The sequence below is a fragment of the Streptomyces sp. BYX5S genome (assembly GCF_054724165.1).
The window spans coordinates 1,798,204-1,811,707 of sequence record NZ_CM138829.1 but is presented as its reverse complement, the minus strand read 5'-3'; the positions used below and the strand labels follow the sequence as shown (position 1 = coordinate 1,811,707).

General features: G+C 72.6%; 12 protein-coding genes. 8 read left to right on the top strand and 4 right to left on the bottom strand.

Features of this window, described 5'->3' with window-relative positions:
• The first annotated feature begins 45 nt into the window (after nt 1-45).
• Genes ACYBSK_RS08145 through ACYBSK_RS08110 form a run of 8 tightly spaced genes read left to right on the top strand, consistent with a single transcriptional unit; the run spans nt 46 to nt 9,456 of the window.
• Nucleotides 46-825, top strand: a complete 780-nt coding sequence (locus ACYBSK_RS08145) for a carbohydrate ABC transporter permease (protein WP_460246979.1) — start codon at nt 46-48, stop codon at nt 823-825.
• Entirely contained in the window at nt 825-2,138 is a 1,314-nt protein-coding gene (locus ACYBSK_RS08140) for an ABC transporter substrate-binding protein (RefSeq protein WP_457476197.1), read from the top strand. The genes ACYBSK_RS08145 and ACYBSK_RS08140 overlap by 1 nt, the downstream gene beginning before the upstream one ends.
• Before the next feature lie 30 nt (nt 2,139-2,168).
• Nucleotides 2,169-3,269, top strand: a complete 1,101-nt coding sequence (locus ACYBSK_RS08135) for an ADP-ribosylglycohydrolase family protein (RefSeq protein WP_457476196.1) — start codon at nt 2,169-2,171, stop codon at nt 3,267-3,269.
• Nucleotides 3,266-4,834 (top strand): ADP-ribosylglycohydrolase family protein, encoded by a 1,569-nt coding sequence (locus ACYBSK_RS08130; RefSeq protein WP_460245627.1) that lies wholly within the window; start codon nt 3,266-3,268, stop codon nt 4,832-4,834. Before ACYBSK_RS08135 ends, ACYBSK_RS08130 begins: the two co-directional genes overlap by 4 nt.
• Nucleotides 4,831-5,976, top strand: a complete 1,146-nt coding sequence (locus ACYBSK_RS08125; protein WP_460245626.1) for an ADP-ribosylglycohydrolase family protein — start codon at nt 4,831-4,833, stop codon at nt 5,974-5,976. Before ACYBSK_RS08130 ends, ACYBSK_RS08125 begins: the two co-directional genes overlap by 4 nt.
• On the top strand, nt 5,976-7,400 hold the full coding sequence (locus tag ACYBSK_RS08120) for an ADP-ribosylglycohydrolase family protein (RefSeq protein WP_460245625.1): 1,425 nt from the start codon (nt 5,976-5,978) through the stop codon (nt 7,398-7,400). The genes ACYBSK_RS08125 and ACYBSK_RS08120 overlap by 1 nt, the downstream gene beginning before the upstream one ends.
• Nucleotides 7,397-8,629 (top strand): CaiB/BaiF CoA transferase family protein, encoded by a 1,233-nt coding sequence (locus tag ACYBSK_RS08115; RefSeq protein WP_460245624.1) that lies wholly within the window; start codon nt 7,397-7,399, stop codon nt 8,627-8,629. Before ACYBSK_RS08120 ends, ACYBSK_RS08115 begins: the two co-directional genes overlap by 4 nt.
• Nucleotides 8,626-9,456: an HpcH/HpaI aldolase/citrate lyase family protein gene (locus tag ACYBSK_RS08110; protein ID WP_460245623.1), complete on the top strand. Its 831-nt coding sequence runs from the start codon at nt 8,626-8,628 to the stop codon at nt 9,454-9,456. Before ACYBSK_RS08115 ends, ACYBSK_RS08110 begins: the two co-directional genes overlap by 4 nt.
• 86 nt (nt 9,457-9,542) lie before the next feature.
• Here ACYBSK_RS08110 and lgt read toward each other — a convergent pair whose 3' ends face one another.
• The 4 genes from lgt to trpB form a co-directional block, all read right to left on the bottom strand.
• Nucleotides 9,543-10,463 carry a prolipoprotein diacylglyceryl transferase gene (gene lgt, locus ACYBSK_RS08105; RefSeq protein ID WP_457476190.1) on the bottom strand — a complete coding sequence of 307 codons (921 nt, stop codon included), beginning with the start codon at nt 10,461-10,463 and terminating at the stop codon, nt 9,543-9,545.
• Between the two features lie 73 nt (nt 10,464-10,536).
• The gene (locus ACYBSK_RS08100) at nt 10,537-11,313 is read right to left on the bottom strand and encodes a DsbA family protein (RefSeq protein ID WP_457476189.1); all 777 of its coding nucleotides are present in this window, start codon (nt 11,311-11,313) and stop codon (nt 10,537-10,539) included.
• A gap of 79 nt (nt 11,314-11,392) precedes the next feature.
• On the bottom strand, nt 11,393-12,211 hold the full coding sequence (trpA, locus tag ACYBSK_RS08095; protein ID WP_457476188.1) for a tryptophan synthase subunit alpha: 819 nt from the start codon (nt 12,209-12,211) through the stop codon (nt 11,393-11,395).
• On the bottom strand, nt 12,208-13,494 hold the full coding sequence (gene trpB / locus ACYBSK_RS08090) for a tryptophan synthase subunit beta (RefSeq protein ID WP_457476187.1): 1,287 nt from the start codon (nt 13,492-13,494) through the stop codon (nt 12,208-12,210). Before trpB ends, trpA begins: the two co-directional genes overlap by 4 nt.
• Nucleotides 13,495-13,504: the final 10 nt, after the last annotated feature.

Genomic DNA, 13,504 nt, shown 5'->3' with positions numbered 1-13,504 from the left:
CGGGTCGCGGGCCGAGCCGGCCAGTACGCGGCGCTGCTGTGCTACATGGCCTTCCTGGCCTTCCCGTTCCTGTGGCTGCTCTCGACGTCGTTCAAGTCCCCGCAGGAGCTGGGCGCGATCGACCCGAGCTGGCTGCCGCGGGACCCGAGCCTGGACAACTACCGGTCCGCGTTCGAGGCGCAGCCGCTGCTGCGCTCCGCGCTGAACAGCCTGGTCGTCGCAGTCGGCGCCTCCGTGATCTCGGTGGCGATCGCGGTCCCCGCGTCGTACGTGATGGTCCGCTACCGCAGCCGGGTGAGTCAGGCGGGCACGGGCTGGATCCTGGTCAGCCAGATGTTCCCGTTCGTGCTGGTGATCATCCCGCTGTTCCTGGTCCTGAAGAACCTGCGGATGATCGACAACATCGTCGGCCTGATCATCGTCTACGTCGTCTGGAACCTGCCCTTCTCGCTCTGGATGCTCCAGGGCTACGTGAAGTCGGTGCCGCGCTCCCTGGAGGAGGCGGCGGCGGTGGACGGCGCGGGCCGTCTGCGCACGCTGACCAGCGTGGTCCTCCCGCTGCTCGCCCCCGGTCTCGTGGCGACGCTGATGTTCAGCTTCGTGACCGCCTGGAACGAGTTCTTCTTCGCCCTCGTCCTCCTCAAGTCCCCGGAGAACCAGACGATGTCGGTCATCCTCACCCGCTTCCTCGGCGCCGAGGGCGTCGCGGACCTGGGCCCGCTCGCCGCGGCCTCGGTCCTCGCCACGATCCCCAGCCTCGTCTTCTTCGCGCTGCTCCAGCGGCGGCTCGTGAGCGGCATGCTCAGCGGGGCGGTGAAGGGCTGATGCGCAAAGCCCTCGCGGCGTCGGCCGCCGCGCTCGGTCTCGTCCTCGTCGCCGGCTGCTCCGGACCGGACGCCGACTCGACCGGGCCGGACGGCACGGTCACCCTGGAATTCCTCAGCCTCGCCTGGCAGAAGGAGTCGATCGAGGCCAACAAGGCGCTGGTCGAGCGGTGGAACGACACCCACGCCAAGGTCAAGGTCAAATATGTCCAGGGCGTCTGGGACAGCATCCACGACCAGATGCTCACCTCGTTCGAGGGCGGTGAGGCGCCGGACATCTTCCACGACGACGCCTCCGACCTCACCGACTTCGGGCACGGCGGCTACCTCGCCGACCTCACCCCCTACCTCCCGGCGTCGCTGCGCGAGGACATCCCGGAGGCGTCCTGGGCCACGACGACGTACGGGAAACGGATCTTCGGCATCCCGTTCCTCCAGGAGCCGCGCGTCCTCATCGCGAACACGAAACTCCTGGAGCGCTCCGGGGTGCGCGTCCCCACGGCGGAGCACCCGTGGACCTGGGACGAGTTCGAGGCGGCGAGCAAGCGGCTCACCCGCGACAAGAACGAGGACGGCAAACCCGAGCAGTACGGCGTCGCCTGGTCGATGAAGGAACCCGTCACCCAGTCCGTGAACCTCGCCCGCTCCACCGGCGGCAAGGTCTTCTACAAGGACGCCGACGGCAAGAACGAGATCCGCTACGACGCCGCGGACTCGGCGGTGCCGCGGCTGATCAGCCGGCAGATCAACACGACGCGCACCGCGCCCAAGTCGGCGCTCGGCATGTCGGGTTCGGACACGCTGCCCGGCTTCTTCGCGGGCAAGTACGCGATGCTGCCGCTCGGCTTCTCCTACCGGCAGCAGGTCCAGCAGCAGGCGCCCAAGGGCTTCGACTGGACGGTGCTGCCGATGCCGGAGGGCTCCGGCGGGCTCGAACAGGGCGTCGCCCCGCAGACCCTGTCGGTCTCCCGGGACAGTCGGCACAAGAAGGCGGCGACCGCGTTCATCGCCTACCTCACCCAGGCCGAGCACCAGGTCCAACTGGCGCGCGGCGACTGGATGCTGCCCACCAGTCAGGAGGCCCTGAAGGACCCGTCGCTCGCCACCCGGAAGTACGGCTGGCGGACCGGCCGCGACATCGCCGCCGCGCTGCGCCCGTCCCCGGTTCTCGGGGTGCGCGGATACGCCGAATGGAAGGACAAGATCGCGACTCCGGCCTTCCAGGAGTACTACAACGGCGCGTTCGGCGTAACAGAGCTGAGCGAACGCCTGGCAGACGACGGCAATCTGATCCTGAACCGCTATCAGCGCTGAGCACGACCCCAGAGATGAGCGCGAACACACATGAGCGTCAGCGTCGAACCGGAGCCTCCCGCGGACGACCCGGCGAGGCCGTGCGGACTCCGTACGGTCCCGTCCCCTCCGCCCCCGGCCACGATCTCCCTGCGGGACCGCGCCCGCGGGGCACTGCTCGGACTCGCCGTCGGTGACGCGCTGGGCGCGCCCGCGGAGAACATGAAGCCGTCCCAGATCCGTGAGCGCTGGGGCCGCATCGAGGGTTTCGTCTCCGCCGACCCGGCGGGCACGGACGACACCGAGTACGCGATCTTCTCGGGCCTGCTGCTCGCCGACCACGGCGCGGGGCTGACGATCGCGCACGTCGAGGAGGCCTGGCACACGTGGATCGCGGACCTCGACGAGGGGCCGTTCAAGGGCGCCGGGTTCAGCGAACGCGGCACCCTCGAAAACCTCCGCCGGGGCCTCGCCGCCCCCATCTCCGCCCAGCACCGGCACGCCTGGAGCGACGGCCTCGCGATGCGCGCGGCCCCCTTCGGGGTGTTCGCGGCGGGCTGCCCGGCCGAGGCGGCGCGCCTCGTCGCGATCGACGGCACGGTGTCGCACGACGGGGAGGGCATCCACGGCGGCCGGGCGGTGGCGGCGGGCGTGGCGGCGGCGATGGTCACCCACGACCCGGACACGGTGGTGCAGGCGGCGCTGTCGGTGGTCCCCGACGACTCCTGGACGGCGCGTTCCCTGCACCGGGCGGTCTCGGCGGCGCGGCGGGCGCGCCGGGACCCGGACGGCACGCAGCTGTCGATGGAACGGGCGGTCCGCAAGGCCGTCGTCATCGGCGGCTACCCGTGGACGGACCTCGCCCCCGAGGCGGTGGGCCTCGCCTTCGGCGCGTTCGCGGTGGCCCGCGGCGACTTCCGCGAGTCCGTCCTCACGGCGGTCAACATGGGGCGGGACGCGGACACGACGGCGGCGGTGGCGGGGGCGCTGGCGGGGGCGTTACGCGGCGAAGCCGCGATTCCGTCCGGCTGGGGGTCGGCGATCGGCCCCGTCCGGGGCAGCTGCCTCCCGTCCATGTCGGGCCTCCACGTCCTGGATCTGGCCGACCACCTGACGCCCCTGCCTCCGCACCACAAAGGAGCCGCAGCATGACCCCACCCCCGGAGGCCCCGCCCCCAGCCCCCCACTCCTCAACCACCGGAGCGACTCCAAACACCAACCCGCCCTTTCAAGCCCCAGCGGCAATCGAGCCCACCCAAGCCCCTGCGGCGATTGAGCAGCCCTTTCAAGCCCCTCCGGCGATTGAGGAGGCCTTTCAAGCCCCCGCACCGATCGAGCAGGCCCCCCAGGCCTCGGCGGCGAACGAGCCCATCCAAGCCCCTCCGGCGATTGAGCAGACCCACCCAGCCCCCGCGCCGATCGAGCAGCCCCCTCCAGCCCCTGCGGCGTTTGAGCAGGCCTTTCAAGCCCCTGCGGCGATTGAGCAGACCCACCCAGCCCCTGCGGCGATTGAGCAGCGGGGTCCGGGGCGGAGCCCCGGGGGTGGGGCGGCGTCCGCCCCGACGGCAGTCGACCGCATCCACGGCCTCCTCCTGGGAATCGCCGCAGGCGACGCCGCCGGCTGGCCCTCGGGCCGCCACCGCGCCGCACGCCTCCCGGACTGGACCCGCCGCCTCACCCGCGAACTCGACACCTTCGCGGAGCAGAACGCCACCACCACCCTCCCCGTCCCCATCGCCCTGAACCAACCCCCGGAACCCCTCCGCCTCGGCCCGTCCGACGACGCCGAATGGGCGGCGTTCACGGCGTACGCCATCCTCTCCGCCCACGCCTACGGCGCCCCCACCGACCACCACGTCCGCGTCGCCCTCTCCCTCGCCTGGAACACCCTCGCCGACGAGATCGCCGCGGCGGCGGCCCGCGCCGACGAGATCGAGTCCGCCGACATCCCGCTGCGCGCCCGCATCTCCGTGCGCGCCGGCCTCGGCAACCTCGCCGCGGGCCTGCTCCCACCCGCCACCGGCCACGACAACCCGCACTACTTCGACGACGCCGCCTGCGTCCGCGCCGCGGTCCTCGCCACCGTGCACCCCGGCGAGCCCCAACGCGCCGCGTCCCTCGCCGAGTTCGACGCCCGCTACACCCAGGACGGCGACGGCGTGTACGGCGCCCGCGCGATGGCGGCGGCCGTGGCGACGGCGCTCGGCGGCGCTCCGGTCGACGCCTGCGTGGACGCCGCCCTCGCCCAGCTCCCCGCCGGCACCGAGATCCACCGCAACGCCCACCGCGCGGTGGAGCTCGGCCGGGCCACGGCAGCCGCCCGCCCCGGCCTGCCCGGCAACGCGTTCGCCCTGGTCCCCGTCCTGGAACACGAGATCGTCGACCACGTCTACAGCTACGGCATCGCCGCCGCGGAAACCGTCCCGGTCGCCCTCGCCGTGGCGACGGCCGCCGGGGGCGCGGTCACCGAGGCCGTACCGACCGCGGCCTGCCTGTCCCGCGTCGCGGACTCCGCGCCCGCCCTGACCGGCGCCCTCACCGGCGCCATCGGCGGCGCGGACGCGCTCCCCCGCACCTGGCGGGACGCCTGCGACACCCTCGCGGGCTGCGCCCTGCCGCAACTCGCGGGCACCGAACTGTCGGCCCTCGCCGCCCGCCTCGCCCGCGCCACCTCGCCCGCCCCGAACTCCCGCGCAGCGGAAGGAACTTCAGCATGAGCGTTCCACTGGAAGACCGCACCACCGGTGCCCTCGTCGGCGCGGCCGTCGGCGACGCGCTCGGCGGCCCGGTCGAGGGCTGGACGCCGGAGGCCATCGCGGAGCGGCACGGGGGCCGCGTGCGCGGCATCGTCGAGCCGTTCCACAAGGACGACTGGCGGACGGCCCGCCCCATCGCCCCGTACCACAAGGGCGACGGCCACGTCACCGACGACACCCTCATGACGCACGCCCTCGTCCGCGTCTACGAGAAGGTCCGCGACCACCTCGACGCGTACGCGGTCGCCGACCACCTCGTCCCCGACCTGATCACGACGCCCCGCTGGATCCCGGAGCTCGAAGCGGAGGCCCTCCCCCTCCAGCGCATCTTCCTCGCCGAGAAGTGGATCGTGACGCGCATCCACTACGGGCACGTGGATCCGCGCGAGGCGGGCGTCGGCAACATCGTGAACTGCGGGGCGGCGATGTACATGGCGCCTGTCGGCGCGGTCAACGCGGGCGATCCGCGGGCCGCGTACCACGAGGCCCTGGACGTCGCGGGCGCCCACCAGTCCTCGTACGGCCGGGAGGCTGCGGGGGTCTTCGCGGCGGCGGTGGCGGCGGCGTACAAGCCGGGCGCGACGCCGCGGACGGTCGTGGAGGACGCCCTCGCGCTCGCCAAGGACGGCACACGCTCGGCGATCGAGGCGGTCTGCGAAACGGCGGTCCGCTACGACGACTTCGAGGAGGCCCTGGCCCCACTGCGCGAGGCGGTCACCCCCTTCGACACGGTCGGCCCCGAGTACCGCAGGCCCTCCCTCGGCGCCCGCCGCCCCTCCCGCCTGCACGCCATCGAGGAACTCCCCATCGCCCTCGGCATGCTGCTGGTCGGCCGCGGCGACTTCCGCCACACCGTGCTCGGCGCGGTCAACTACGGCCGCGACTGCGACTCGATCGCCACGATGGGCGGCGCGATCGTCGGGGCGCTGTACGGGGAGGGGGCGGTGCCCAAGGAGTGGAGCACGGAGGTCGCCCGCGCGAGCAGGCTGGACCTGCACGGCCCGGCGGCGTCCCTCGCCCGGGTCGCCCGTGAGGTGCACGCCAAGGACCTGGACCGGCGTCGCGCCCACGAAGCCGCGTTCGCGGCGATCGCGGGGTCGTGATGCTGCGGTTGACCTGGTCGCAGCCCGAGGACCTCATCGGCCACGAGCTGCGCCAGGCGGCGCAGGACGGCCGCGACGCCTCCGCGGTCGCGTCCCGGTGGCTGGCGGCGGGCGGCCACGTGGCCCCTGACCGGGCGGGGGCTTCCACCGTCCCGGCGTCACCCGGATTGCGCGCCCTGGCCGAGCGATTGCTCGACGAACTCGCGGCGATGCCCTCACCTTTGGCGGAACCGACGGACCTGCCGGCGATCGAGTCCGCAACGAAAGTCCTGCCGGACGGGCCTCCTCAATCGCCGGAGGGGCTTGAGAACAAGCCCCTCCGGCGATTGAGGAGCGGGGTCCGGGGCGGAGCCCCCGGGGTGGGGGAAGAGGCCGAACTGCTCGACCGGCTGCACGCCGCATGGCTGGGCCGGGCCGCCGGCTGCCTGCTCGGCAAACCCGTCGAGAAGCTCCCCCTCGACGGGATCAGAGCCATCGCCCGCTCCACGGGCAACTGGCCACTGCGCACCTGGTTCACCGCCCACGGCCTCGACCCGGCCCTCGCCACCGCCCACCCCTGGAACCGCCGCAGCGCCCCCACCTCCCTCGCCGAGAACATCGACGGCATGCCGGAGGACGACGACCTCAACTACCCACTGCTCGCCCTCCTCCTGCTCCAGCGGCACGGCACGGACTTCACCACCGACGACGTCGCCGCACTGTGGCTCGACGAACTCCCCGCGGGCCGCACCTTCACCGCCGAACGCATCGCCTACCGCAACCTCCTCTCCGGCCTCGAACCCCCGCACACAGCGACGTACAGGAACCCCTTCCGCGAATGGATCGGCGCCCAGATCCGCGCCGACGTCTTCGGCTGGACCAGCCCCGGCGACCCCGCCCGCGCCGCCCGTCTCGCCCACCGGGACGCCGTTCTCACGCACACGGCGAACGGCGTGTACGGCGCGATGTTCACGGCCGCCGCCCTCGCCACCGCCGCCGACGGCACGTCGGACGTGCACACGGCACTCGCATCCGGCCTCGCCGTCGTACCGCCGCGCTCCCGCTACGCCCGCGCCGTCCGCCACGGCATCGAACTCGCCCACGCCCACGACGACTTCGACACGGTCGTCGACGCGTTGCACGCCGCCTACGCCGACCACCACTGGGTCCACGTCCTGCCCAACACCGCCCTGCTCACCGCCGCCCTCACCCACGCCGACGGCGACTTCGAGGGCTCCATCTGCCGCGCGGTGTCCGGTGGCTGGGACACCGATTCCAACGGCGCGACCGCGGGCTCCCTCGCCGGTCTTCTCGCCGGTCACCCCGACGCCCTCGGCGACCGCTGGACGGCCCCGCTCAAGAACCGCCTGTCGACGTCCGTCGCCGGCTTCGACGGCATCGGCTTCGACGAACTGGCCCAGCTCACCCTGGAGGCCCGCACATGACGCCGCCCACCGACGACACCGCCCGCACCACTGCCGAAGCACCCCAGGGCCCCCTCACCGGCCTGCGCGTCCTCGACCTCGCCACCCTCTTCGCCGGCCCCCTGTGCGCCACGATGCTCGGCGACTTCGGCGCCGAGGTCATCAAGGTGGAGCACCCCCGCAGGCCGGACCCCTCCCGCGGCCACGGCCCGTCGAAGGACGGCGTCGGCCTGTGGTGGAAGACCCTCGGCCGCAACAAGAAGAACCTCACCCTCGACCTCTCCTCCCCCGGCGGCCGCGAGATCCTCCTCAAGCTGGTCGCCGGGTCCGACGTCGTCATCGAGAACTTCCGCCCCGGCACCCTGGAGAAGTGGCACCTCGGCTGGGACGAGCTGAGCGCCGCCAACCCGCGCCTCGTCCTCGCCCGCGTCACCGGCTTCGGCCAGTTCGGCCCGTACGCCCGCCGCCCCGGATTCGGCACACTCGCCGAGGCCATGAGCGGATTCGCCGCCCTCACGGGACAGCCGGACGGCCCCCCGACCCTCCCCCCGTTCGGCCTCGCCGACTCGATCGCCGCCCTCGCGACCTCGTACGCGATCATGGCGGCGCTGCGCGGCCGGGAGGCGACCGGCCGGGGCCAGGTCGTCGACCTGGCGATCATCGAGCCGATGCTGGCGATCCTCGGCCCGCACGCCACCTGGTACGACCAGCTCGGCTACGTCCAGCCGCGCACCGGCAACCGCTCCACCAACAACGCCCCGCGCAACACCTACCGCACCGACGACGGCAAGTGGGTCGCCGTCTCCACCTCCGCCCAGTCCGTCGCGGAACGCGTGCTGCGCCTGGTCGGCCACCCCGAGTTCCTCGACAAGGAGTGGTTCGCGACCGGCGCGGGCCGCGCCCAACACGCCGACGAACTGGACGCGGCGGTCGGCGGCTGGATCGCGCGCCGCACCCGCGACGAGGTGGTGGCGGCCTTCGAGCGGGCCGAGGCGGCCATCGCCCCGATCTACGACGTCCGCGACGTGCTGCGCGACGAGCAGTACCGGGCCCTGGGCACCGTCACCGAACTCCCCGACCCCGACCTCGGCACGGTGAAGATGCAGAACGTCCTCTTCCGCCTCTCCGAGACCCCCGGCGCCGTCCGCTGGCCGGGCCGCCCGCACGGCGCGGACACCGACGAGATCCTGGCCTCCCTGGGCCTGACGGACGCCGCCGTCGCGACGCTGCGGAAGGCCGGCGCGGTATGACCGACCACCTCTTCCTGACCTGGCTGTACGTTCCCGGGGACCGCCCCGACGTCGTCGCCAAGGCCCTCGGCGCGGGCGCCGACGTGGTCCTGGTCGACCTGGAGGACGCGGTCGCCCCCGACCGCAAGGCGTACGCGCTCGACGCGACCGCCGAGCTCCTCACCGACAAGCACCGGGTGCCGGTGCACGTCCGCGTCAACGCCCTGGACGGCCCGCTCGCCGAGCACGAGGTACGCCGCCTCACCCCGCTCCCCGGCCTCGACGCGCTGCGCCTGCCGAAGGTGACCGCCCCCGCGGACCTGACCCGCGTCGAGGAGTGGGCCGTGGAAGTCCCGGCCCTGTACGCCCTGTTGGAGTCGGCGATGGGCGTCGAGCGCGCCTACGACATCGCCGCGCACCCCGCCGTGCGCGGCATCGCGCTCGGCGAGGCCGACCTGCGCGCCGACCTCGGCGTCACGGACGGGGCGGGCCTGGCGTGGGTCCGCGGCCGGGCCGTCGTCGCGGCGCGCGCGGCCGCGCTCCCGCCCCCGCCGCAGTCCGTCTATCCCGACATCCGCGACATGGAGGGCCTGGCCCGCTCGTGCGCGCAGGGCCGCGCCCTGGGCTTCCTCGGCCGCACCGCCATCCATCCCCGCCAACTCCCGGTCATCGACCGCGCCTTCCGCCCCACGGAGGAGGAGGTGGCGGCAGCGCGGCGGATCGTCGACGCGGCCGCCGCCCACCCCGGCGCCCTCTCCCTCCCCGACGGTCACTTCGTCGACCCCGCCGTCGCCACGGAAGCCCGCCGCACCCTGGCCCTGGCCCGGAAAAACCCGTCCGGCGGTTGAGGAGGCCTTCGAGGCGTCGCCGCCCGCCACGCGAAAGGGCGCCGGACCATCCGGTCCGGCGCCCTGTCCCACGTACAGCCGAGGACTCAGGTCTTCTTCGCCTCGGCCTCGTCCTTGGAAAGATCCGCGTCGACGTCGTCCGCGACGTCACCGTCACGGTCCCCGTCGCCCTCGTCCGCCGGACCGTCAAAGGCGCCCGGTTCGACGATCTCTTCGCGTCCCGGCCGCGTCCTCGCCGAGACGACCAGGTAGACCACGGCCAGGATGAACACCGCGAGCGCGGTCCAGTTGTTGAGCCGCAGACCGAGGATGTGGTGCGCGTCGTCGACCCGCATGTACTCGATCCAGAACCGCCCCACGCAGTACGACGCCACGTACAGCGCGAACGCCCGCCCGTGCCCGAGCTTGAACCTGCGGTCGGCCCAGATCACCAGCAGCGCCACACCGATGCACCACAGCGACTCGTACAGGAACGTCGGGTGGTAGGTGCCCGGCACCCGCCCGTCCGTGTCCGAGGTGATCTTCAGGGCCCAGGGCAGGTCGGTGGCCCGGCCGTACAGCTCCTGGTTGAACCAGTTGCCCCAGCGGCCGATGGCCTGGGCGAGGGCGATACCGGGCGCGATGGCGTCGGCGTAGGCGGGGAGCGGGATGCCGCGGCGGCGGGCCCCGATCCAGGCGCCGACCGCGCCGAGCGCGATGGCGCCCCAGATCCCGAGGCCGCCCTCCCAGACCTTGAAGGCGTCCACCCAGTCACGGCCCTCGCTGAAGTACAGCTCGTAGTCCGTGATCACGTGGTAGAGACGCCCGCCGACCAGGCCGAAAGGCACCGCCCAGACGGCGATGTCGGCCACCGTGCCGGGCCGCCCACCACGGGCGATCCAGCGCCTGTTGCCGAGCCAGACGGCCACGAAGACGCCGATGATGATGCAGAACGCGTAGCCGCGCAGCGGAATCGGTCCGAGGTAGACCACTCCGCGCTCGGGGCTGGGAATGAAGGCAAGTTCCATGGCAGGTCCGACGCTACCGTGCCGGGCCGCGCGGACGGCGGGCAGCCCGGCAACGGCTGCATAACGGCGGCGCCTACTTGTTCGCCGCCTCGACCATCTTCTTGAACTTGGCCGGGGTCAGGCTCTGGTCCTCCAGGAGGTTCTTGCCGTCGAGCAGCACGGTCGGCGTGCCCGTGTGCCCCGCGTCCTGGAACGCCTTGTACGACTTGTTGACCCAGCTGTCGTGCGTACCGTCGTTCACACACGACGTGAAGGAGTCCGAGTCCAGGCCGTCGACCTTGCCGGCGAGGTCGATCAGCTTGTCGTTCTTCGCGAACGCGTCGTCGCTCTCCTCCGGCTGGTTCTCGAAGAGCACGTCGTGGTAGTCGCGGAACTGGTCGGTGCCGACGTCCTGCGCGCAGGCCGCCGCGTTGGCGGCGCGCAGCGAGCCGCTGCCCCGCAGATTCGCGTCGATGAGCGTGACGAGGTGGTACTCGACCTTCAGCTTCCCGGCGTCCTCCAACTCGTGGATCGTCGAGCGGTAGGCGTCCTCGAAGGACTTGCAGGCGGGGCAGCGGAAGTCCTCCCAGATCACCAGCGTCGACTTCGCGCCGCTGTCGCCGACGGGGATCGCCAGATCGTTTTTGCCCCCCGCGCCCTTCGGTGCGGTCACCGGTCCGGCGTCGCTGGAACTGTCGTCACCCGAATTCGCGGCAACCACCCCGATCACCGCGGCCAGGCCGAGCACGCACACGACGGTGGCGCCCACGATCAATGTCCTGCGCCGCTTCTCGGCGGTCTTCTGCTTCTCGCGCTCGGCGGCCAGACGCTCGCGGGCCGCGCGCTTTCCCTCTCGGTTCTTCTCGCTCACACCCGCGCCAACGAACCGGGGAGGCACGAGCGTGCCTCCCCGGTCCGGTTTCCACCCGTACGAGTTACGTAACGCCGAGTTACTCCGTGTTGTCCCTTACGCCCGCGGCGAGTTCACCGGCGAGGGCGCGCACCCCTTCGAGTCCGGCCTTCTCGTCCGGCGCGTCCAGCATCCGCTTCACGAACGCGGAGCCGACGATGACGCCGTCGGCGAAGCCGGCGACCTCCTTCGCCTGCTTCGCGTTGGAGACGCCGAGGCCGACGCAGACCGGCAGGTCGGTGGTGGCCTTGGTGCGCTCGACGAGGTTCTTGGCCTGGTCGCCCACGGACTCGCGGGTGCCGGTGACGCCCATCAGGGACGCGGCGTACACGAAGCCGGAACCGGCCGCCGTGATGGTGGCGAGGCGCTCGTCCTTGCTGCTGGGCGCGACGACGAAGACGGTCGCGAGACCGTGCTTGTCGGCGTGTTCGCGCCAGACGGCGGACTCCTGCACCGGCAGGTCCGGCAGGATGCAGCCCGCGCCGCCCGCCTCGGCCAGCTCGGCGGTGAACCGCTCGATGCCGTAGCGGTCGATGGGGTTCCAGTACGTCATGACGAGGACCGGCTTGCCGGTGGCCTCGTGGGCCTCGCGGACCGTCCGCATGACGTCCTTGATCTTCAGGCCGCCGCGCAGCGCGATGTCGTCGGCGGTCTGGATGACGGGGCCGTCGAGCACCGGGTCGGAGTGCGGCAGGCCCACCTCGACCACGTCGGCGCCGCCGTCGAAGGCGGCCTTGACCGCCTCGATGCCGCCGTCGACGGTCGGGAAACCGGCGGGCAGGTAGGCGATGAGGGCGGCGCGGCCCTCGGCCCTGGCGCCGGCCAGCGTGTCGTTCAGCAGCTGGACGTTCCCGCTCACTTGGCGTCTCCCTCGATCTCGGCCACCTCGGTGTCGGCGTTCGCCGCCACGGCGCCGTCCGTGCCGTACAGGCCGAAGTAGCGCGCGGCCGTGTCCATGTCCTTGTCGCCGCGCCCGGACAGGTTGACGATGATCAGCCCGTCCTTGCCCAGCTCCTTGCCGACGTCGAGGGCGCCCGCGAGGGCGTGCGCCGACTCGATGGCCGGGATGATGCCCTCGGTCCGCGACAGCAGGCGCAGGGCCTGCATCGCGGCGTCGTCGGTGACGGCGCGGTACTCGCCGCGCCCGGAGTCCTTGAGGTAGGCGTGCTCGGGGCCGATGCCCGGGTAGTCGAGGCCCGCCGAGATCGAGTACGGCTCGGTGATCTGGCCCTCCTCGTCCTGGAGGACGTAGGAGCGGGAGCCGTGCAGGATGCCGGGCTCGCCCGCGGTCAGGGTCGCCGCGTGCTCGCCGGTCTCGACGCCGTGGCCGGCGGGCTCGCAGCCGACGAGCCGGACGTCGGCGTCGGGGATGAACGCGTGGAACAGGCCGATGGCGTTGGAGCCGCCGCCGACGCAGGCGATCGCCGCGTCGGGGAGCCGGCCGGCCCGCTCCAGGATCTGGCGGCGGGCCTCGACGCCGATGACGCGGTGGAAGTCGCGGACCATCGCGGGGAACGGGTGCGGGCCCGCGACGGTGCCGAAGAGGTAGTGCGTCTCGTCGACGTTGGCGACCCAGTCGCGGAACGCCTCGTTGATGGCGTCCTTGAGGGTGCGGCTGCCGGACTTCACGGCCTCGACCTCGGCGCCCAGCATGCGCATGCGGGCGACGTTGAGGGCCTGGCGCTCGGTGTCGATCTCGCCCATGTAGATCTTGCAGTCGAGGCCGAGCAGCGCGCAGGCGGTGGCCGTGGCGACGCCGTGCTGGCCCGCGCCGGTCTCCGCGATGACGCGGGTCTTGCCCATCCGCTTGGTGAGCAGGGCCTGGCCGAGCACGTTGTTGATCTTGTGCGAGCCGGTGTGGTTCAGGTCCTCGCGCTTGAGGAAGACGCGGGCGCCCCCGGCGTGCTCGGCGAACCGGGGCACCTCGGTGAGGGCGCTCGGGCGGCCCGTGTAGTGGACGAGCAGCTCGTCGAGCTCGCGGGCGAACTCGGGGTCGGCCTTGGCCTTGTCGTACTCGACGGCGACCTCGTCCACGGCGGCGACGAGGGCCTCCGGGATGAACTTGCCGCCGAACGCGCCGAAGTAGCCCTCGGCGGTGGGGACTTGACCCTCCGGGTCAGGGATGAAGTAGTCGCTGGACATGCGTGTGCCT

Excerpts from the sequence above, each read along its gene's own strand:
- ACYBSK_RS08145 (WP_460246979.1), top strand. The coding sequence starts at position 46 with ATGGCCTTCCTGGCCTTCCCGTTCCTGTGGCTGCTCTCGACGTCGTTC.
- ACYBSK_RS08140 (WP_457476197.1), top strand. The coding sequence starts at position 825 with ATGCGCAAAGCCCTCGCGGCGTCGGCCGCCGCGCTCGGTCTCGTCCTC.
- ACYBSK_RS08135 (WP_457476196.1), top strand. The coding sequence starts at position 2,169 with ATGAGCGTCAGCGTCGAACCGGAGCCTCCCGCGGACGACCCGGCGAGG.
- ACYBSK_RS08130 (WP_460245627.1), top strand. The coding sequence starts at position 3,266 with ATGACCCCACCCCCGGAGGCCCCGCCCCCAGCCCCCCACTCCTCAACC.
- ACYBSK_RS08125 (WP_460245626.1), top strand. The coding sequence starts at position 4,831 with ATGAGCGTTCCACTGGAAGACCGCACCACCGGTGCCCTCGTCGGCGCG.
- ACYBSK_RS08120 (WP_460245625.1), top strand. The coding sequence starts at position 5,976 with ATGCTGCGGTTGACCTGGTCGCAGCCCGAGGACCTCATCGGCCACGAG.
- ACYBSK_RS08115 (WP_460245624.1), top strand. The coding sequence starts at position 7,397 with ATGACGCCGCCCACCGACGACACCGCCCGCACCACTGCCGAAGCACCC.
- ACYBSK_RS08110 (WP_460245623.1), top strand. The coding sequence starts at position 8,626 with ATGACCGACCACCTCTTCCTGACCTGGCTGTACGTTCCCGGGGACCGC.
- lgt (WP_457476190.1), bottom strand. The coding sequence starts at position 10,463 with ATGGAACTTGCCTTCATTCCCAGCCCCGAGCGCGGAGTGGTCTACCTC.
- trpB (WP_457476187.1), bottom strand. The coding sequence starts at position 13,494 with ATGTCCAGCGACTACTTCATCCCTGACCCGGAGGGTCAAGTCCCCACC.